8 protein-coding genes (1 of these 8 running past the window's edge) are annotated in these 20322 nt (G+C 64.8%); 6 read left to right on the top strand and 2 right to left on the bottom strand.

Going from position 1 to position 20322, the window contains the following annotated elements; translation table 11 throughout:
• Positions 1-49 precede the first annotated feature (49 nt).
• A complete protein-coding gene (locus H292_RS0109070; protein WP_037188195.1) occupies positions 50-1666 on the top strand; it encodes an AMP-binding protein in 1617 nt (538 codons plus the stop codon).
• A gap of 57 nt (positions 1667-1723) precedes the next feature.
• Here H292_RS0109070 and H292_RS0109065 read toward each other — a convergent pair whose 3' ends face one another.
• The gene (locus H292_RS0109065) at positions 1724-2617 is read right to left on the bottom strand and encodes a type IV toxin-antitoxin system AbiEi family antitoxin domain-containing protein (protein WP_020111178.1); all 894 of its coding nucleotides are present in this window, start codon (positions 2615-2617) and stop codon (positions 1724-1726) included.
• A gap of 206 nt (positions 2618-2823) precedes the next feature.
• On the opposite strand from H292_RS0109065, the gene H292_RS0109060 reads away from it, so the two are divergent.
• Positions 2824-4764 carry an acetoacetate--CoA ligase gene (locus H292_RS0109060; RefSeq protein WP_019663528.1) on the top strand — a complete coding sequence of 647 codons (1941 nt, stop codon included), beginning with the start codon at positions 2824-2826 and terminating at the stop codon, positions 4762-4764.
• On the opposite strand, the gene H292_RS0109055 is transcribed toward H292_RS0109060, so the two are convergent.
• Positions 4755-5222, bottom strand: a complete 468-nt coding sequence (locus H292_RS0109055; RefSeq protein ID WP_019663529.1) for an acyl-CoA thioesterase — start codon at positions 5220-5222, stop codon at positions 4755-4757. The two genes, H292_RS0109060 and H292_RS0109055, sit on opposite strands and share 10 nt — an antisense overlap.
• A gap of 42 nt (positions 5223-5264) precedes the next feature.
• Here H292_RS0109055 and H292_RS0109050 point away from each other — a divergent pair, with 42 nt between their 5' ends.
• The 4 genes from H292_RS0109050 to H292_RS26935 all read left to right on the top strand — a co-directional run.
• The gene (locus H292_RS0109050; protein WP_020111177.1) at positions 5265-6713 is read left to right on the top strand and encodes an amidohydrolase; all 1449 of its coding nucleotides are present in this window, start codon (positions 5265-5267) and stop codon (positions 6711-6713) included.
• On the top strand, positions 6710-7327 hold the full coding sequence (locus H292_RS0109045) for a TetR/AcrR family transcriptional regulator (RefSeq protein ID WP_020111176.1): 618 nt from the start codon (positions 6710-6712) through the stop codon (positions 7325-7327). The genes H292_RS0109050 and H292_RS0109045 overlap by 4 nt, the downstream gene beginning before the upstream one ends.
• Positions 7328-7457: 130 nt before the next feature.
• Positions 7458-7883, top strand: a complete 426-nt coding sequence (locus tag H292_RS0109040; RefSeq protein WP_019663532.1) for a PPOX class F420-dependent oxidoreductase — start codon at positions 7458-7460, stop codon at positions 7881-7883.
• A 422-nt stretch (positions 7884-8305) separates the two neighbouring features.
• Positions 8306-20322 carry the 5' portion of a non-ribosomal peptide synthase/polyketide synthase gene (locus tag H292_RS26935; RefSeq protein WP_155949781.1) on the top strand. It continues 18061 nt past the right edge of the window, so the window shows 12017 of its 30078 coding nt (coding positions 1-12017); the start codon lies at positions 8306-8308; its stop codon lies off the right edge, out of view.

Below are 20322 nucleotides of genomic sequence, written 5' to 3'. Positions count from 1 at the left end.
CCCTTTCGGGGGTAGGCGACTTGTGACGGCAATCACTACTGTGGTCGACATGGAAAGTCGTAGTTATTCGTCCGGGCCGTCGTCGACAGCGTTGCTCGAGGAGACCATCGGCCAGAACCTCGACCGAACCGTAGCCGAGTACGCCGGTCACGATGCACTGGTCGACGTCCCCTCCGGCAGACGGTGGACGTACTCCGAGTTCCTCGCCGACGTCGAACTGCTCGCCGCGGGCCTGCTGGTCAAAGGCGTGACGACAGGTGATCGAGTGGGAATCTGGGCGCCCAACTGTCCCGAATGGGTGCTCGCGCAATACGCGACCGCCAAGATCGGCGCAATTCTGGTCAACATCAATCCCGCGTATCGCACGCACGAGTTGAAATTCGTCCTGAATCAGGCCGGAGTGTCGGTTCTGTTGTCCGCGCAGGAATTCAAGGGCTCGGACTACGGCGCGATGATCGAGGACGCACGCGAGGAGACCGTGCGGGAGGTCGTTTTCATCGGGAGCTTCGGCTGGGAACTGATGACCGACCGCGGACACCGGGCACTCGCCGAAAACCCTTCCCTGGTCGCGGACGTGCAGAGCTCGTTGGCGCCGAAGGATCCGATCAACATTCAATACACCTCGGGCACAACAGGGTTTCCCAAGGGCGCGACCCTGAGTCACCGAAACATCTTGAACAACGGGTACTTCGTCGGTGAGTTGTGCCATTACACCGAACACGATCGCGTGTGCATTCCGGTGCCGTTCTATCACTGCTTCGGGATGGTGATGGGAAACCTGGCCTGTACGTCGCACGGTGCGGCGATGGTCGTTCCCGGACTCTCGTTCGATCCGGCGTCCACGTTGGCCGCCGTGGAGCAGGAGAAGTGCACGTCCCTGTACGGGGTACCCACCATGTTCATCGCCGAACTCGCTCTACCGGAATTCGATTCGTACGACCTGTCCTCGCTCCGCACCGGCATCATGGCCGGCTCGCCGTGCCCCACCGAGGTGATGAAGCAGGTCATCGAAAGGATGGGCATGGCCGAAGTGTCCATCTGCTACGGCATGACCGAGACTTCCCCCGTGTCGCTGCAGACACGCAGCGACGACACCATCGAACAACGCGTCTCCACCGTCGGCGCCGTCGGGCCGCACCTCGAAGTACAGATCGTCGACCCCGTCGACGGATCGACCGTCGCCCATGGGGAGTCCGGTGAACTGTGCACCCGCGGATACTCGGTCATGCTGGGCTACTGGAACCAGCCGGAGAAAACAGCCGAGGCCATCGACGCCGACGGATGGATGCACACCGGCGACATCGGTGTCATGGACTCCGACGGCTACGTTTCCATCACCGGCCGCATCAAGGACATGGTCATCCGCGGTGGCGAGAACGTCTACCCCCGAGAGATCGAGGAATTTCTGTACACCCACCCCGACATCCTCGACGCCCAGGTCATCGGGGTTCCCGACGCCAAATACGGTGAGGAACTGATGGTCTGGATACGGATGCAGGACGGAGCAACCCCGCTGGACGCGGATTCGATCCACGCCTTCTGTGCGGGCAAACTGGCGCACTACAAAATTCCGCGCTACGTGCACATCGTCGACGAGTTTCCCATGACCGTCACAGGCAAGGTCCGCAAAGTCGAAATGCGCGAGCGGTCGCTGGATCTGATCTAGTTCTCGACGACAGGTGTCCGTGCTCCGAGGACAGTCAGCGCGGTTGTGAACGCACATTCAGCTCATGAGTGCACGGGCCCTGGCTCGTTCGAATCGCATGAACACCTCCGCGAAATTCCACAGGTCCCTCCAGACCCGGCGGATGACCTGGTAGCCCTCGTCTCGCAGAGCGTCCTCCCTGGCCTTCTCGCGAGCTAGGTTCCGGGAGTCGCCGCCGTACTTGCCCAGCCCGTCGAACTCGCCGATGATTCGTAACTTCGGCCAGAAGAAGTCCACCCGGAAATCGAGCAAGGGGACTCTGTACTGCAGAGTGGGAGTGGGTATTCCGTGCTCCTCCATCCGCAGTCGACTGAGGGATTCGCCTGCGCTTTCGCTGAGTCCGTTCATCCGGTGAGCCGCCCGCCGCGCTGCGGCTATGTTGTGCAGCCTCGAACTCCGCTCGAGGGCGTCGGCGAGCTCGTCCGGCGTGATCGCGAACTTGCGCAGTGCCGAGTCGCCGATCACCACTGCATGATCCAGGTCGAGCACGCGCGCGGTGTCGACGATCGTGCGCGCCGGGGAGGTAACCGGTACCGGCCCGAGTTCGACAGTGGTGGACGGCGTCAGACGGCCCGTATGCACGTGAAGGCTCGAGGTCCTCCTGGCCCCTGTCGCACGATCGGCCGTGAGGTGCACGCGCCCGAGGTCGGTGTTCCACATCGTCAAGCCGTGCAGCACCGCAGCGGAGACGTGGCTCACCGCATGTCCCCGCTTGCCTCGAACTGCGGCGACGGCTCTGAGTCGATGAACGCCCGTCGGTGTCAGAGCATCGAATCGATCTGCTGGACAGTAGATCCCGGTGGCGACCTTTCTGATCTCACCGGAGGCGATCATTCGACGGAACTCGTCGTCGCTGTATCCGGCGGCGGATGCTGCTGCACGGGTGAGGAAGCCATCGGCGTCGGGATGCATGCGGTGATCGTGCAGTTGATGAGGCGTCGAAACCACCCCCTCGCGTCCGATTGTGGACGAACGAGGGGGTTGTGGATGAATTCTGGTTCGCTCGTACCATTCCGTCCGGTGTCCTCACAACCTCGATGGTGTTTTCACAACACGCATCAGCGTTGTGAACGCACATCCTCGTTGTGAGAAGCGACGCTCGGGGGATACTGGAACGCATGACCGAACCGCAGTGGACACCGTCGACGGAGGACGTCGAGAGCGCTCGCATCACCGACTTCACGCGGGAGGTGGAGCGCAGGCACGGCGTCTCGCTGCCGGATTACACGGCGCTGTGGCGATGGTCGACGCAGAATCTGGATGAGTTCTGGCGTCAGGTCTGGGATTACTTCGACGTCGTTGCCTCCCAGCCCGCGACCTCGGTGCTCGGCTCGTCCGATATGCCGGGGGCGCAGTGGTTTCCAGGCGCCGAGCTCAACTACGTCGACCAGGTGAGACGCCACGTGCGAGACGATCGTCCGGCCATCGTCCACGTCGGTGAGGACGGTGCCCGATCCGAGCTTTCCTGGGCCGAACTCGCGCGTCAGTGTGCTGCGTTGGCGGACGCTCTGCGCCGCGAGGGCGTCGTGCCAGGGGACCGTGTCGTCGGATACCTACCGAACATCCCGGAGGCGGTGGTCGCATTCCTCGCAGCGGCCGGCATCGGGGCGGTGTGGTCGGCCTGTGGACAGGACTACTCACCGTCGGCGGCGATCGATCGTCTCGGGCAGTTGGACCCGAAGGTCCTCGTCGTCGCCGACGGGTATTCCTACGGCGGCAAGTTCCACGACAAGAGTGCCGACGCGGCAGAACTACGCGACGGCCTCCCGACGGTTCGGACGGTCGTCCAGGTCGGAAGCAATGTCGCCGAAGGAGCGATGTCGTGGGAGGAGTGCACGGCAGGCGAGCACGAGTGGGTCACGACGCCCGTTCCGTTCGACCACCCGTTGTGGGTGGTGTTCTCGTCCGGCACGACAGGTCTGCCGAAGGGGATCGTCCACGGGCACGGGGGAGTCCTGCTCGAGCATCTGAAGGCCGTTGCGCTGCAATCGGATATCGGTGCCGACGACGTCTTCTTCTGGTACACGAGCCCGAGTTGGATGATGTGGAACTTCCAGGTCGCCGGCTTGCTCGTCGGGGCGACCATCGTGTGCAGCGACGGGAGCCCGTCCTATCCCGCGCCCGACGGGTTGTGGTCGATCGCGGCGGCGGAGTCGGTGACGTTCCTCGGCACCAGCCCTGGTTACGTTCTGTCCTGCATCAAAGCGGACTCCGTTCCGTCTCGTGATCACGATCTGAGTGCGCTTCGCGCGATCGGGATCACCGGGTCCAGCATGCCTGCGTCGTCGTCGGAGTGGTTGGCGCGGAGCGTCGGTGAGCGGGTTCCGGTCTTCTCCATTTCGGGTGGAACCGATGTCGTGTCCGCATTTGCCGGCGGTGTTCGCACTGTTCCGGTGTGGCCGGGGGAGTTGTCGGCGCCGTTTCTCGGAGTTGCGCTCGACGCGTTCGACGAGGACGGACACTCCGTGACCGGGGAGGTCGGGGAACTGGTGGTCACGAAGCCGATGCCGTCGATGCCGGTGCGGTTCTGGAACGACACCGACGGAGAGCGATACCGAGACGCGTACTTCGACACCTATCCCGGCGTGTGGAGGCACGGGGACTGGATCACGCGCACCGACCACGGGAGCGTCGTCGTGCACGGCCGGTCCGACTCGACGTTGAACCGCAACGGTATTCGTATGGGCAGCGCCGACATCTACCAGGCCGTGGAATCCCTGCCGGAAATCGTCGAAGCTCTGGTCCTGGGAGTCGAATCCGAGGACGGTGGTTACTGGATGCCGCTGTTCGTCGTGCTGGCGGACGGCGAGGAGCTGAGCGATGTGTTGCAGGACAAGATCAAGGACTCGATTCGTCGACACGCATCGCCTCGGCACGTACCGGACGTGATCATCGCTGCGCCCGGTATTCCGCACACCCGGACCGGCAAGAAGCTCGAAGTGCCGCTGAAGAAGATCTTTCAGGGGCGAGACGCCGCGCGTTCCCTCGACCGATCGGCCGTCGACGCACCTGACCTCATCGACTGGTACACGGATGTCGGTCGGAATCGTCAGGGCTGACGAGTCCACTTCGCCAGGTACTCCTTCTCCGCTGGACTGATCCGCCGCAGGCGCTCCGATCCGACGTCGACCATCGCCATTCGTGTCGTGGCCAGCACGGCCGGAGCGGAGTCCGCCGCAGCGCCCGCTGCGCGCACCTCGTAACCGATCGTGAAATCGACCGAACGCACCTGCTCGAACCAGAGCGTGACATCGAGCGGACTGTCCGAGTGGCGCAGGGGCTTCTTGTACGCGATGTTCACGTTCGCGATCAACGCGCTCTTGATCAAGGACTCGTTGGCCTGTGCGGCCCGATCTTCCGGACGTTCCCCTGGCGCGTCTCCCGTGCTGAGCAGCCACTCGATTCTGGCTTCCTCCAGCAAAGTGACCATCCGCGCATGATTGATGTGCGCGAAAGCGTCCATGTCCGACCAGCGGACGGTGATCGTGGCGTGGTAGCCGGGCTTCGAGTTCGTCACCGCATCACGGTCTCACGTCCCTCGGTGTTCTAGAGTCCGGGTGTGTTGATCAAGAACGTGGTCCTGACTGCAGGCGGCGGCGCGGTGGACGTACAGACGGTCGACGGCCGGATCGCCGACATCAGCGCAACCACGGCGTCGGGCAGCGCGATCGAGGGCGATACTCTCGACGGGCGCGGCGCGGCTCTGCTTCCGTCCTTCGTCGACAACCACGTTCATCTGACGCAGTGGGCGACGTCGCTGACGCGCATCGACGTCTCCGGTGCCGATTCCGCTGCGGATCTCGCGGACATCCTGGCCCGCTCGAACGAGCGGCACGGCTCGGGGATTCTCCGAGCGCAGGGATTCCGCGACGCCCTGTGGCCGGACGCCCCGCACAAGGACATCCTGCAGAACGCGTTGCCCGGCCGTCGAGCGGCGATCACGAGCATGGATCTGCACACTCTGTGGCTCAGCCCTGCGCTCCTGGACGACCTCGGGATCGATCATCCGACGGGTGTGCTTCGAGATCACGACTGCATGGAGGGCCTCGGCGCTCTCGATCGGCTGGCCGACCCCGTGGACAGTGATCGCGGTGCCCTCGCCGCGACACGAGAACTCGCACGACGAGGTATCACCGCCGTCACCGACTTCGAGTACGCGGACAATCGAGCCGTGTGGACCCGACGGTCGGCGCTGGGGCGCGCCGATGTCCGCGTCGACTTCACGGTCTGGCCCGAGTGGCTCGACCACGAACTGGAACGCGGCGCAGCCACCGGCGACATCGTCGCCGACGGTGTCGCGCTCGGACCGCTGAAGGTCATGTTCGACGGTTCGCTCAACACGAGGACGGCCTGCTGCCACGACCCGTATCCCGGCGGCACGTCGAGCGGGGTGCTGCTCGAGACGCCCGAGGACCTCGTGGCCGTCATGAGGCGGGCCAGGGCGGGCGGAATCACTCCGGCGATCCACGCCATAGGGGACCGCGCCAACTCGCTCGCACTGGACGCATTCGAGACTGTCGGCGGGGGAGGCCGCATCGAGCACGCTCAGCAGATCCGCCCCGGGGACATCCCGCGATTCGCCGCCACAGGCGTCGCAGCGTCGATTCAGCCGCAACATGCGATGAGCGATCGGGATGTGGCCGACGAGCTGTGGGCGGGACGGAGCTCGATCGCGTACCCCTACCTGTCCCTGCACCGGGCGGGAGCGCGGCTGCTGTTCGGGTCCGACGCCCCCGTCAGTCCTCCCAGCCCGCTCGACGCGGTCGCCGACGCTGTCTGGCGCACCGACGACGAGCGACCACCGTGGCAACCGTCGGAAGCACTGCCGCTGGGCGTCGCGCTCGCCGCGGCGTCCGGGGGGCGACACTCCGTCGAACTCGGGTCGAAGGCGGACCTGGTGCTGCTCGCCGAGCATCCTGCACAGCTCGGCAACCGCGATCTCCGTGCCGTCCCCATTCTCGCCACCGTGCTCGGCGGCAGGCTGACGTTCGACAGTGCCTTCGCATGAACGACACCGGTTCCTGGCGCCGATACGAGGCGTCGACGCTGCCCGCGCCGTTGGCCGCAGCTCTGTCGGCTTTCGTCGACCAGGGATATCACGGCACCTCCGTACGAGAAATCGCCGGACGAGCAGGGTTGTCCGTCCCTGGCCTGTACCACCACTACCCGTCCAAGCAGGCCCTGCTCGTCGGACTGATGACAGCAGCGATGGACGAGCTGCTGGAGAGATCGAGATCAGCAGAGACCGAGGCCGGGCCGTCGCCACGAAAACGATTCGACGCCGTGGTCGAGTCGTTGCTGCTGTTCCACATGCACCGGCGTGAGCAGGCATTCCTCGGGTCGACGGAGATCCGAAGCCTCGACGAGGTGAACCGCATCGACTACGTCGGTAGGCGCGACGAGCAGCAGCGCATGGTCGACGCCATCGTCGCCGACGGGATCGCATCCGGAGACTTCGGCCTCGATCACGCCGAGGACGCCTCGCGAGCAGTCACGACGATGTGCATCGGAGTCGCCGGCTGGTACCGGCCGGACGGGCCCCTGGCGCCGTCGGAACTGGTCGAGACCTACCTCGCCATCGCGCGGCGAATCGTGGGGGCGCGAGTGGAGCCTGCGGAATGAGCCGGGAGGCGCGAGTGGAGCCTGCGGAATGAGCCGGGAGGCGCGAGTGGAGCCTGCGGAATGAGCCAACAGAGCGCGAGTGGAGCCTGCGGAATGAGGCGTGTCGGAGTGCGGCGGTAGCGTTGCCAACATGGCATCTCTTGCGGATCTCCAGGTCAGGAATTTTCTGCTGACGGGGACACGAACCGGAAAGCTCGGCTTCGTGGCGTCGGACGGTCGGCCGTTGGTGGCGCCGGTGTGGTTCGTGCTCGAGGACGACGCCGTCGTGTTCAACACGGGCGCGGACACGGCGAAGGGTAAGGCGATCGCCAGGGATCCGCGGCTGGTGTTGTCGGTCGACCTGGAGGAGCCGCCGTACGGGTTCGTACAGGTCCAGGGTGTGGCGGAGACATCGGAGGATCCCGACGACCTGCTCAGGACAGCCACGGCCATCGGTGGTCGGTACATGGGCTCGGACCGTGCCGAGGAATTCGGTCGACGCAACGGCGTGCCCGGAGAGCTGGTCGTGAGGATCAAGCCGACGAAAGTGATCGCGTCCATGAACGCGACTGCGTGAGTGGACCGCGAGTGGAGGGGATTCGTTGGTGTGCCGGGCTCGGTCCGCTCTCCGCGATGCCCTGTAGATTGGACAAGTGATGTGCACAGGCGCAAACGTCGCCGGCAGACGTAGATCCGGTCCTCGTCGTTTCGGGTCCCACGGAGCGCTGTCCGAATCGATATCCCACGTGATGGGACCGAGTCAGATGGCCGTGTAACGGCTGATCCCATGTGCGCAGATGTACCCATGAGTAACATCGGCGACTGTTGGGGCGTCGATTAGTTCTCGTTGCAGATACCAATTAGATTTGTGAGTTCGGTGTTCGGAAGTGTCGGAGCTGTCGACGCGGACCGAAGGCGTGTGATTGTGGGAAAGAGAGGATTCGATTGGACCCGCTAGGTTGGGACGAATCAGTCGGAGGAGCACAGGCGCATCAGGAAGTGCCGGACTCGTCTTTCCCGCTTTCTCCCGCACAGCTGGGCATGTGGTTCGCCCAGCACGTGGATCCGTCGGTGCCCGCCAACATCGCTCAGTACGTCGAGCTGCGCGGGGATCTCGATCTGGATGCACTGCGCACAGCGCAGTCTCGCGCGGCGTTGGAGCTGCAGTCCGGTTTCGTCCGCATCGTGGAGGTCGATTCCGAGCCACGCCAGTTCGTCGACTCCACCCTCGAGGATCCACTCGGCTACATCGATCTGCGGGGTGAACCGGACCCGGTCAGTGCAGCTCAGGACTGGATGCGCGCAGATTACAGCGCGCCCATCGACATTCTCCGGGATCGACTGATCGCGGCAACCGTTCTGCACCTCGAGGACGACAGGTACTTCTGGTTCAACCGAGTCCACCACGTCGTGCTCGACGGCTTCGGCGCGGTCACGTTCATGAATCGTGCTGCCGAGCTGTACACGGCATCCGTGGAGGGGCACGAGCCACCGCCGAGCAAGGCCTCCGATCTCAGCAAGGTGTACGAGGCCGAGGTTGCGTACCGTGAGTCGAGCCGGTTCGAGAACGACAAGACGTACTGGGCCGATCGGGTCGCGGGTATCGAGGCCCCCACGAGCCTCGGTGGCCGTACTGCCGCCCCCGCACCTGTCAGTCAGATCGACAGTCGATCGTTGTCCGCGGGGACGACCGCGGACCTCGCTGCACTGGTCGAGTCTGCCGACACCACGACTGCGACGGTGGTCATCGCTGCGTTCGCGAGCTACCTGGCTCAGATGACCGGCACGCAGGATGTCGTCCTCAGTTTGCCGGTGACCGCTCGCACGACGGCAGTCCTGCGTAGGTCCGGTGGCATGGTGTCCAACGTGGTGCCGTTGCGTCTGACGGTGACGACGGACATGTCCATCGAGGAGCTGCTGTCCAAGGTCACCACCGAGGTGTCCGGTGCGCTCAGGCATCAGCGTTACCGCCACGAGGACATCCGACGCGATGCGGGCAGCACCACCGGGCAGGCGTCCTTCTTCGGCCCTTGGGTCAACATCATGCTGTTCTTCAGCGAGGTACGTCTCGGGTCCATGGTCGGGACACTGAACGTTCTGTCGACGGGTCTCATCGAGGATTTCGGTCTGAACCTGTATCAGAGCGTGGGTGGAAAGCAGACCCACATCGACTTCGAGTCGAACCCCAACGTGTACTCGGCAACGGAATCCGAACGTAACCACGCTCGTTTCGTGGAATTCCTCGATCGATTCGTCGCCGCGGCACCCACCGACCGTGTGTGGGATCTGGAGTTGCTCACCACGACCGAGCAGGAGCTTGTCGTCGGTGGTTTCAACGAGACCGACCACGAGGTTTCCCAGCGGACGTTGCTGTCGGATTTCCACGCACGCGTGGACCTCGATCCTTCCGCAACGGCCTTGGTCTACGAGGGAACAACGCTCAGCTACGGTGAACTGGCCTCCCGCGTCAGCGGTCTCGCGCGACTTCTCGTGAGCAAGGGGGTCGGGCCGGAAGCGCTGGTGGGTCTGTCGATCAGGCGGTCACTCGATCTGATCGTCGGGATGTACGCCATCGTCGAGGCCGGCGGCGGATGGGTTCCCATCGATCCCGACCATCCCGCCGAGCGCACCAGGTACATCCTGGAGTCCGCCGATCCGCTGTGCGTCCTCACCGTGGCCCGCGACGAGGTCGACCTGCCCGACGGTGTCGAGGCGGTGGAGATCGACCTCCTCGATGTCGACTCGATGGACTGCACGCGCGTCGAGGACCGAGATCGCGTCGCTCCGTTGCGCCTGGACAACACGGCCTACGTCATCTACACGTCCGGTTCGACGGGGCGCCCCAAGGGTGTTGCCGTGTCGCACGCGGCAATCGACAACCAGTTGCAGTGGATGCGCGCGGAATACGGCCTCGACGCCTCCGATGTCTACCTGCAGAAAACGGCGACGACGTTCGACGTGTCCTTGTGGGGCTTCTTCCTGCCGCTGCAGGTGGGTGCAACGATGGTGCTGGCGACCCCTGACGGGCATCGAGACTCGATCTACGTCGCGGACAGGATTGCCGAACACGGCGTGACGGTCACGGACTTCGTGCCGTCGATGCTGACAGTGTTCGTCGCCAATGCCCCTGTCGGAACCTGTGATTCGCTCCGCCACGTCTTCGTCATCGGCGAAGCGCTCCCTGCCGAGACCGCGGCAGCATTCCGCGAACTGTGCGGGGCGGGTCTGCACAATCTGTACGGCCCGACCGAGGCCGCGGTGTCGGTTACCTACTACGAGAGCGGGATTCAGGACGTCAGAACCGTCCCGATCGGTGTCCCGGAATGGAACACCCGTGCGTTCGTGCTCGACGGCAGGCTCAGGCCGTCGCCGATCGGAGAAGCCGGCGAGCTCTACCTCGCGGGCGTCCAACTCGCACGTGGTTACGTCGGTCGCCCCGACCTGAGTTCGGATCGCTTCGTCGCGAGCCCCTTCGGTGCGGGCGGGGACCGCATGTATCGCACGGGCGACCTCGTGAAGTGGCGCGCCGACGGCAATCTGGACTACATCGGACGAACCGATTTCCAGGTCAAGTTCCGCGGCCAGAGAATCGAACTCGGTGAGATCGAGACGGTGCTACTGGCCGACGAGACGATCTCGCAGACCGTGGTTCTCGTGGTGGAGACGGCTACTGGTGAACAGATCGTCGCGTACGTCGTTCCATCATCCCGCGAGTCGATCGACGTCGCGGCCGTGGTGGAGCGAGCGGGCCGGTCGCTACCGTCGTACATGGTGCCTGCATCCGTCATGGTGTTGGATGCGTTCCCGCTGAACACGAGCGGCAAGCTCGACCGAAAGGCATTGCCGGAGCCCGTCTTCAGCAGTGCGCGTGAATACCGCGCGCCCCAGACCCACGCGGAGCAGGTCGTCGCGAGCGTGTTCGAGGACGTACTCGGCGCGACCCGTGTCGGACTCGACGAGGACTTCTTCGAGCTCGGCGGAAACTCCTTGGTTGCAACGCAACTCGTGACCCGCGTCGGGGCTGCACTCGGTGTGCGCCTGGGCGTACGTGAACTGTTCGAGGCGCCCTCGGTCGGTGCTCTGGCAGCGCGTGCGACGAGCGCTCTCGCGCAGGGCTCGGTGGGGCCCGAGCTCGTGGCAGGGCCCAGGCCGGATGTGGTGCCGCTGTCATTGGCTCAGCAGCGCATGTGGTTCCTGAACAGGTTCGATCCGGATACCGCTGCGTACAACCTTCCGTTCATGGTGCGACTTCGCGGCGACGTCGACAGATCGGCCGTGGAGCGCGCATTCGAAGACGTCGTCGAGCGCCACGAGACGTTGCGTACGGTCTACCCTCAGATCGACGACGCTCCACAACAGGTCGTTCTGCGGGCACAGGACGTGTTCGACGGATTGAACGTGACGGACGTCGACGAGGCCCAGCTCGTGGACAGTCTGATCGATCTCGCGCGGGGTGGATTCGACGTCTCCGTTCAGGCTCCGTTCCGAATCGAGCTGTTCAAGCTGTCCGACACCGACTACGTGTTGGCGATGGTGCTGCACCACATCGCGGCCGACGGTTCGTCGTTCGGGCCCCTCGCACGTGACATCATGGTCGCCTACGAAGCGCGTACCGACGGGCGGTCGCCGAGCTGGACGCCGCTTCAAGTCCAGTACGCCGACTATGCACTCTGGCAGCGCCGGGTCCTGGGCGCCGAATCCGACGAGAACTCGCTGTCGGCACGGCAGATCGCGTTCTGGTTGCGCACACTCGACGAACTCCCCGATCAGCTCGACCTCCCTTCGGACCGACCTCGCCCGGCCGTTGCGACCAACGGGGGCGCCAAGAGCCGCTTCGTGATCGAACCGGATGTGCATCGTGGTTTGAGCTCCGTGGCTCGCTCGCATCAGGCGTCGCTGTTCATGGTGGTTCAGGCTGCGTACGCAGTTCTGCTGTCGCGCTTGAGCGGAACGACGGACATCTCCATCGGCGCGCCGATTGCCGGTCGAGCAGACCAGAAGCTCGACGACATCATCGGCATGTTCGTCAACACCCTCGTGCTCCGCGCGCGGGTCGACCCGCACTCGTCGTTCGACGTCCTGCTGGATCAGGTCAGGAACACCAACTTGTCGGCGTTCGCGCACGCCGACATCCCGTTCGAACGGCTCGTCGAAGTACTCAATCCGGCGCGTTCGACCGCACGACACCCGCTGTTCCAGGTCGCTCTGTCACTCGAGTCCGCCCGCCAGCGTGAGCTCAGCTTCGCGGGCCTCGAGGTGGCCGCGGAGGAACTCGACGTTCCCATTGCGAAGTTCGACCTGCAGTTGTGGTTGACCGAGCATCAGGACGAGAACGGACGCCCTGGCCGGATCGAAGCAGTCTTCGAGTACGCCACAGATCTGTTCGACGAGGCCACGATCGAGAGTTTCTCGAAACGGTTCGTGCGGATCCTGGACGCCATCGTGGCCGATCCGTCGATTCCGGTGGGTGCGATCGACATTCTCGCGGCCGACGAAGCCTCGACGCTGACGTCGGTGCACGGTGGCACCGTCGACTCGCAGCGACTGTTGCACGAGTTCCTCGACGCCGGTGTTGCGGCCAACCCCGACGGCGCGGCTGTACGCGCATCCGGAGCGGATCTGACCTACAGCGAGCTCGACGTACTCACCAACCGCTACGCGCGGTACTTGATCGAGCGTGGAATCGGCCCGGAAACCGTGGTCGCTCTTGCGTTTCCGCGATCGCTCGAGATGGTTCTGTCCATCTGGGCAGTCGCGAAAACCGGCGCAGCATGGGTGCCGGTGGACCCCGAGTACCCCGTGGATCGGGTGCGCCACATGTTGTCGGACTCGGGTGCGGTTGTCGGCATCACCACCTCGGCGCGAGTCGACGCCCTGCCCGCTACGTGCGAATGGTGGCCGATCGACGCGCAGGAGTTCGAGTCGTCCGTCGAAGGCCGTTCGGGCGCAGCGCTTTCCGACGCGGACCGCCTGTCCTCGGTGACTCTCGACTCCGTCGCCTACGTCATCTACACCTCCGGTTCGACAGGCCTGCCCAAGGGTGTGAGTGTCACTCATCGTGGCCTGTCCGGACTGATCGATTCCTCGCGTGAGCTGTACCGTGTCACGCCTGAATCGCGCTTCCTGCACGTGATCTCACCGTCTTTCGACCCGTCTGTCCTGGAATGGGCACTTGCTGCTTCCGCCGGTGCGACACTGGTCGTGGTGCCGCCGACGATCATCGGCGGCCCCGAGCTCCACACGCTCTTCGCCCACGAGTCCGTCACGCACGCCGTCATCACACCTGCCGTACTCGGCTCGATGGATTCCGCCGGCCTCGACGATCTCGAACTGCTGTCCGTCGGCGGCGAGGCGTCGGCTGCAGATCTGGTCGGCCGCTGGGCCAGGGGACGCCGGTACTTCAATGCCTATGGTCCTACCGAGACGACCATCGTCTCGACGCGCGGTGAGCTCTTCGTCGGTGAGCGAATCACCGTCGGTGGCCCCGTACCCGGAGTCGGGGCACTGATCCTCGACACCCGGTTGAACCCCGTCCCCGTGGGTGTCGCAGGTGAGCTCTATCTATCGGGCGAAGCCGTGGCGCGTGGGTACTACCGTCGTCCGGGACTGTCCTCGGAACGATTCGTCGCCGATCCCTTCGGTGGGTCGGGTACGCGTATGTACCGGACTGGCGACGTCGTGCGGTGGACCAACGACTTCGACATCGAGTACGTCGGACGATCCGATTTCCAGGTCAAGGTCCGAGGGTTCCGCATCGAACTGGGCGAGATCGACGCGGCGCTCGAGAGTTTCCCCGCGGTGACGTTCGCTGCCACCCTGGGCCGGGAAACCGCGTCGGGGCAGACGGCACTGGTGTCCTACGTGCACGGTTCGTCCGGCATCGACAGTGACGAGTTGGCGAGATACGTGTCGCGGCTGCTGCCGAACTACATGGTGCCGTCGGCGATCGTCGTGCTCGACGAGGTCCCGTTGACACCGATCGGAAAGCTCGACCGCCGGGCACTCCCCGAGCCGGAGTTGGGAATCAGTTTTCGAAAGTTCCGCGCCCCCACGACACCGATCGAAGAGACCGTGGCAACGGTGTTCAGCGACGTCCTCGGGGCACCCGTCGTCGGCCTCGACGACGACTTCTTCGAACTCGGTGGAAACTCGCTGGTCGCGACTCAGGTCGTCGCCAGGCTGGGTGCTGCGCTCGACGCGCAGGTGCCGGTCAGGGCGATCTTCGAGTCACCGACGGTAGCCCAGCTGGCGATCAGGGTCGAGCAGGAAGCTGGACGAGGCGCTCGCATCGAGCTCTCCAGAGGTGTTCGGCCGGAACGTATTCCGCTGTCGCTGGCGCAGCAGCGTATGTGGTTCCTCAACCGTTTCGACACCGAGTCGGCCACCTACAACCTGCCCATCGCGCTCCGTCTGTCCGGAGCTCTCGACGTGCCGGCGTTGCAGGTCGCGATCATGGACGTGATCGACCGCCACGAATCGCTGCGGACGGTGTTCCCCAACTCGGCGGACGGTCCGCATCAGGTTGTTCAGGACGCGGCACAGATCGTTCCCAACCTGATGCCGGTATCGACCACTGCGACTGATCTACAACGATCCATCGCGCACTTGGCCGCCACGGGTTTCGACGTCACCGCGGACGTTCCGGTGCGCGCGCAGCTGTTCGAGATCACCCCGACCGAGCACGTTCTGACGATCGTCGTCCACCACATCTCGGCCGACGGTTGGTCGCTCGGTCCGCTCGCGCGCGACGTGATGATCGCGTACGCCGCACGGACGGAATGGGAGTCGCCGGCATGGGTTCCGCTTCCGGTCCAGTATGCCGATTACACCCTGTGGCAGCGCGCGGTCCTCGGATCGGAGGACGACGCGTCCTCGCTGATCTCCCAGCAGGTCGCGTATTGGAAGTCGACGCTCGACGGGCTCCCTGATCAACTGGACCTCCCGACGGATCGTCCGCGCCCCGCGCGTCAGTCGTTCGGCGGTGGGACGGTGGAATTCGAGATCGAGCCGCGAATCCATGCGGGGCTTCTCGATCTCGGTAGAGAGCGCAATGCGTCGCTGTTCATGGTGGTCCACGCAGCGCTGGCGGTGCTCCTGGCACGCCTGTCGGGAACCGAGGACATAGTCGTCGGAACTCCGGTGGCGGGGCGCGGCGAGCAGGCTCTCGACGACGTCGTGGGCATGTTCGTCAACACCCTCGTGTTGCGGACCGACGTCGACGGCCACGAGAGCTTCAACGACCTGCTGGCTCACGCACGCGAAGCTGCGCTCGGGGCATTCGCGCACTCGGACATTCCGTTCGAGCGCCTCGTCGAGGTGTTGAACCCGTCGAGGTCGACGGCACGGCACCCTCTGTTCCAGGTGATGCTGTCGTTCGAGAACCTCGGGCCGACTCATCTCGACCTCCCCGCTCTGAGCATCGACAGCCTCGATCTGGATGTCGCCGTCGCGAAGTTCGATCTGCAGCTGACCCTCACCGAGCGACTGACATCGGATGGCGACGCGGACGGTCTCGCGGCCGAATTCACCTACGCGACAGATCTGTTCGACGAATCGACGATTCAGGCGTTCGCAGACCGCTTCCTGCACGTGCTCGGCGCCGTCATCTCAGACAGTTCCGTTCCCGTTGGTGACATAGAGTTGTACGACGCCGTCGAGCGTGGGTTGATTCTGAAATCCTGGAACAACACCGAGCACGAACTCGGCGTCGACGCAACACTTCTCGATGCCTTCGACGCGCAGGTGGCCGCACGCCCCGATTCGGTTGCCGTCGTGTTCGACGGGCAGGGCGTCACCTACGCAGACCTCGACGCACGTGTCAATCGCCTCGCACGCGAACTCGTCGCCCGTGGCGCGCGACCGGACGAGTCGGTCGCCGTTGCGATGCGTCGATCGTTGTCGATGATCGTCGCTCTCTATGCAGTACTGCGATCGGGAGCGGGCTACGTCCCGGTCGACCCGGACCAGCCGGCCGAGCGCAACGGGTACATTCTCGAGGTCGCATCGCCGATCGCCGTGTTGACGACCTCACACGACGACCTGGACATCCGAGTCGACGTACCGATCGTCGTGGTCGACTCGCTCGACACGAGCACTCACTCGGCGGCGACGATCACCGATGCGGATCGCCTCGCGCCGCTCCGCGCGGACAACGTCGCCTACGTGATCTTCACGTCCGGATCCACGGGTAAGCCCAAGGGCGTCGCTGTCTCGCACTCCGCCGTGGTGAACCAGATCTCGTGGCTGGTTGCCGAGTACGGTCTGAGCACCGAAGACGTTGTTCTGCAGAAAACTCCGTTCACGTTCGACGTGTCGGTGTGGGAACTGTTCGGATCGCTCGCTGCCGGTGGCCGTCTGATCGTCGCCGAGCCGGACGGTCATCGCGACCCGGCGTATCTGGTGTCCGTCATCGAGTCGGAGGGCGTCACCGCGACGTCGTTCGTGCCGTCCGTCCTGTCCGCATTCGTCTCGGCCGTCGGTCCCGACGGATGTCCTTCACTGCGGACGGTTCTGGTTGCAGGTGAGGCTCTTCCGACATCGGTGGTCCGATCCGCTGCGTCGGCGCTTCCTTCCGCACGGATCCACAATCTGTACGGTCCGACCGAGTTCGCGGTTCACGCGACCGCGCGTGCCGTGGCAGGGACTCCGGGCGTGTCCGTCCCCGGCGCCTCGGCGCCCATGGGGTCGCCGGTCTGGAACGCACGGGTGCTCGTGCTCGATTCTCGGTTGCGTCCGGTTCCGATCGGCGTCGCGGGAGAGCTCTATCTGACGGGCGCACAGGTTGCACGCGGTTACTTCGGTCGTCCCGACCTGTCGGCAGATCGCTTCGTTGCCTCGACTTTCGGCGACGGCACTCGGATGTACCGCACCGGCGACCTCGTTCGATGGTCTGCTGCCGGGGAACTCGACTACCTCGGACGCACGGACTTCCAGGTCAAGCTGCGCGGTCTTCGCATCGAGCTCGGCGAGATCGAATCCGCGTTGCTCGGACACGAGTTGGTGGCTCAGACGGTCGTTCTGGTTCGTTCCGATCAGCTCGTCGCTTACGTCGTTCCCGTCCCGGGTGCAACGGTGGACACCGGGGCATTGCAATCCGCCGTCTCCACGGTGCTGCCGACCTACATGGTGCCGTCCACCTTCGTCGTGCTCGATGCTCTCCCGTTGAACGCGTCCGGCAAGCTCGATCGCCGGGCTCTGCCCGATCCGGTGTTCGAAGCGCGAGTGTTCCGTGCGCCCCGCACACCGGTCGAGGAAATCGTGGCCGGTGTGTTCGCCGAGGTCCTCGGTGTGCCGCGCGTGGGTCTCGACGACGACTTCTTCGAGTTGGGCGGAAACTCGCTCGTCGCGACGCAGGTCGTGTCGAGAGTCGGTGCTGCTCTCGGAGCCCGCGTGCCCGTACGGACGCTGTTCGAGGCCTCGACCGTCGAAAGTCTCGCTGCCCGTGCGGAATCGCACGTCGGTGGTGGTCGCGTCGCACTCGTCGCAGGCCCACGTCCGGATCACATTCCGCTGTCGCTCGCGCAGCAGCGAATGTGGTTCCTCAACCGCTTCGACACCGAGTCCGCTGTGAACAACCTCCCGGTGGCAATCCGGCTCTCGGGAAGCCTCGACGTGTCGGCGCTCCAGGCCGCCATCGCCGACGTGCTCGAGCGTCACGAAGCGCTGCGCACGGTCTATCCGGAGACCGACGGAGTCGCCTCACAGGTCATTCTGCCGACGTCGTCGGCTGTTCCCGTGTTGGTGCCGGTCACCGTTGCCGAGGACGACCTTCCGGGACGAATCGCGTCGGTGGTCTCGACAGGGTTCGACGTGACGCGGGAAGTACCGCTCCACGCCGAGCTGTTCGCTGTGACCGACACCGAGCACGTGCTCGTGTTCGTCGCGCACCACATCAGCGCCGACGGTTGGTCGATGGGCCCGTTGACGCGCGACGTGATGATCGCCTACGCCGCCAGAACGGTGGGCGAGGAGCCTGGGTGGGCTCCGCTCGCGGTCCAGTACGCGGACTTCACTCTGTGGCAGCGTGAAGCACTCGGAGACGAATCCGACCCTCGGTCGTTGATCTCGACGCAGGCGGATTTCTGGAAGTCGACGCTCGCGGGTCTGCCCGAGGAACTCGTTCTGCCGTTCGATCGTCCGCGTCCCGGCGTACAGTCCTTCGTCGGTGGCACCAGCAGTTTCCGTATCGAACCGGAATTGCACCGAGACCTCGTCGAACTGGCTCGCCGTACCGGCACGACACTGTTCATGGTCGTTCACTCGGCGCTTGCAGTTCTGTTGGCCCGCTTGTCCGGAACGTCGGACATCGCAATCGGCACGCCGATCGCCGGGCGTGGTGAAGCGGAACTCGACGACGTGATCGGCATGTTCGTCAACACGCTCGTTCTGCGCTCCGACGTGGAACCGAGTCGTTCGTTCGAGAACCTCCTCGAGGCGACTCGCGAGGGCGACCTCAAGGCATTCGGAAATGCCGACGTGCCGTTCGAGCGACTCGTGGAGATCCTGAATCCGGAACGCTCCACAGTACGCCACCCGCTGTTCCAGGTCGCGTTGTCGTTCCAGAATCTGCCGCAGACCAGCTTCGAACTGCCGGGGCTCAAGGTCAGCGCGGTCGATTTCGACATCGACGTCGCCAAGTTCGATCTGTCGTTGTTGTTGTCCGAGCACACCGATCAATCGGGTGCGCAGACCGGTATCTCCGCCGAATTCACCTATGCGACAGCTCTGTTCGACCGCTCGACGGTCGAGGTGTTCGCTCGCCGGTTCGTTCGAATTCTCGAAGGTGTCGTCGCGCGACCCGATCGTCCGGTCGGTGACCTCACCATTCTCGAGAACGACGAGTACCAGTGGCTGACTCACGTCCACGGCGACGAGGTGACGCACGGCGGTACTCTGCCGGAGATCTTCCAGCGCGGTGTCGACATCGATCCCGACGGTGTGGCAGTGCGCGCGGACGGCCGCTCCATCACCTATCGAGAACTCGACGAGACGTCCACGCGTGTCGCGCGCGCGTTGATCGAACGTGGCGCCGGCCCGGATCGCATCGTCGCACTCGCCTTCCCGCGCTCGTACGACATGGTCGCCGCGGTCTGGGCGGTGGCCAAGTCAGGCGCTGCACACCTTCCGGTCGATCCCAACTACCCGTCCGGACGCATCGAGCACATGGTCGGCGACTCGGGCGCACTGTTCGGCCTGACGTCGAGCGACCACGTCGAGGAACTGCCTTCGGCGATCGAGTGGCTCGTGACCGACGGCGCCGATTTCGCAGCGGCGGTCTCTCGGCAGTCCGACACTCCGATCACCGACGCGGATCGCACGTCGCCGCTGTCCATCGATCACGCCGCGTACGTGATCTACACCTCCGGCTCGACGGGACTCCCCAAGGGCGTCGTCGTCACGCACAGTGGTCTGGGCGGCGTGCTCGACGCGGCGACCGACCTGTATCACCTGGACCGAACATCCAAGTTCCTGCACATCTGTTCGCCGAGCTTCGACCCGTCGGTTCTCGAATGGATGGCCGCGTTCTCCGAAGGCGCGACCCTCGTCGTCGTGCCGTCGACCATCATCGGCGGCGAGGACCTCGCGGAGTTGCTCGTGACCGAGCAGGTGACCCACACGATCATCACCCCCGCCGTGCTCGGAACAGTGGACGCCGCGGGGATCGACAGTCTCCGGGTCGTCTCCGTCGGCGGCGACGTCACCACCCCCGATCTCCTCGCTCGGTGGGCGCCGGGCCGTACGTACTTCAACGGGTACGGTCCGACCGAGACAACGATCATCTCCACGTTCGCCGAGCTTCGGCCGGGCATGCCCATCACCGTGGGCCGACCGATCCACGGAATGTCGGCGCTCGTTCTCGACGCGCGTCTGCACCCGGTTCCCGTCGGTGCCGCAGGTGAGCTCTATCTCGCGGGCGGCGCTCTCGCCCGGGGCTATCACGAGCGCGAGGATCTGACGTCGTCGCGTTTCGTCGCCAATCCGTACGGTGCTCCCGGTGCGCGCATGTACCGCACCGG

It is taken from the genome of Rhodococcus sp. 114MFTsu3.1 (assembly GCF_000383555.1).
In the GTDB taxonomy this organism is placed as follows: domain Bacteria; phylum Actinomycetota; class Actinomycetes; order Mycobacteriales; family Mycobacteriaceae; genus Rhodococcoides; species Rhodococcoides fascians_E.
The sequence above is the reverse complement of the archived record's forward strand: the minus strand, read 5'-3'. Positions and strand labels throughout refer to the sequence as shown.

What these genes read in the sequence shown, in the direction of transcription:
- H292_RS0109070 (WP_037188195.1), top strand. Translation starts at nt 50, where the DNA reads ATGGAAAGTCGTAGTTATTCGTCCGGGCCGTCGTCGACAGCGTTGCTC.
- H292_RS0109065 (WP_020111178.1), bottom strand. Translation starts at nt 2,617, where the DNA reads ATGCATCCCGACGCCGATGGCTTCCTCACCCGTGCAGCAGCATCCGCC.
- H292_RS0109060 (WP_019663528.1), top strand. Translation starts at nt 2,824, where the DNA reads ATGACCGAACCGCAGTGGACACCGTCGACGGAGGACGTCGAGAGCGCT.
- H292_RS0109045 (WP_020111176.1), top strand. Translation starts at nt 6,710, where the DNA reads ATGAACGACACCGGTTCCTGGCGCCGATACGAGGCGTCGACGCTGCCC.
- H292_RS0109040 (WP_019663532.1), top strand. Translation starts at nt 7,458, where the DNA reads ATGGCATCTCTTGCGGATCTCCAGGTCAGGAATTTTCTGCTGACGGGG.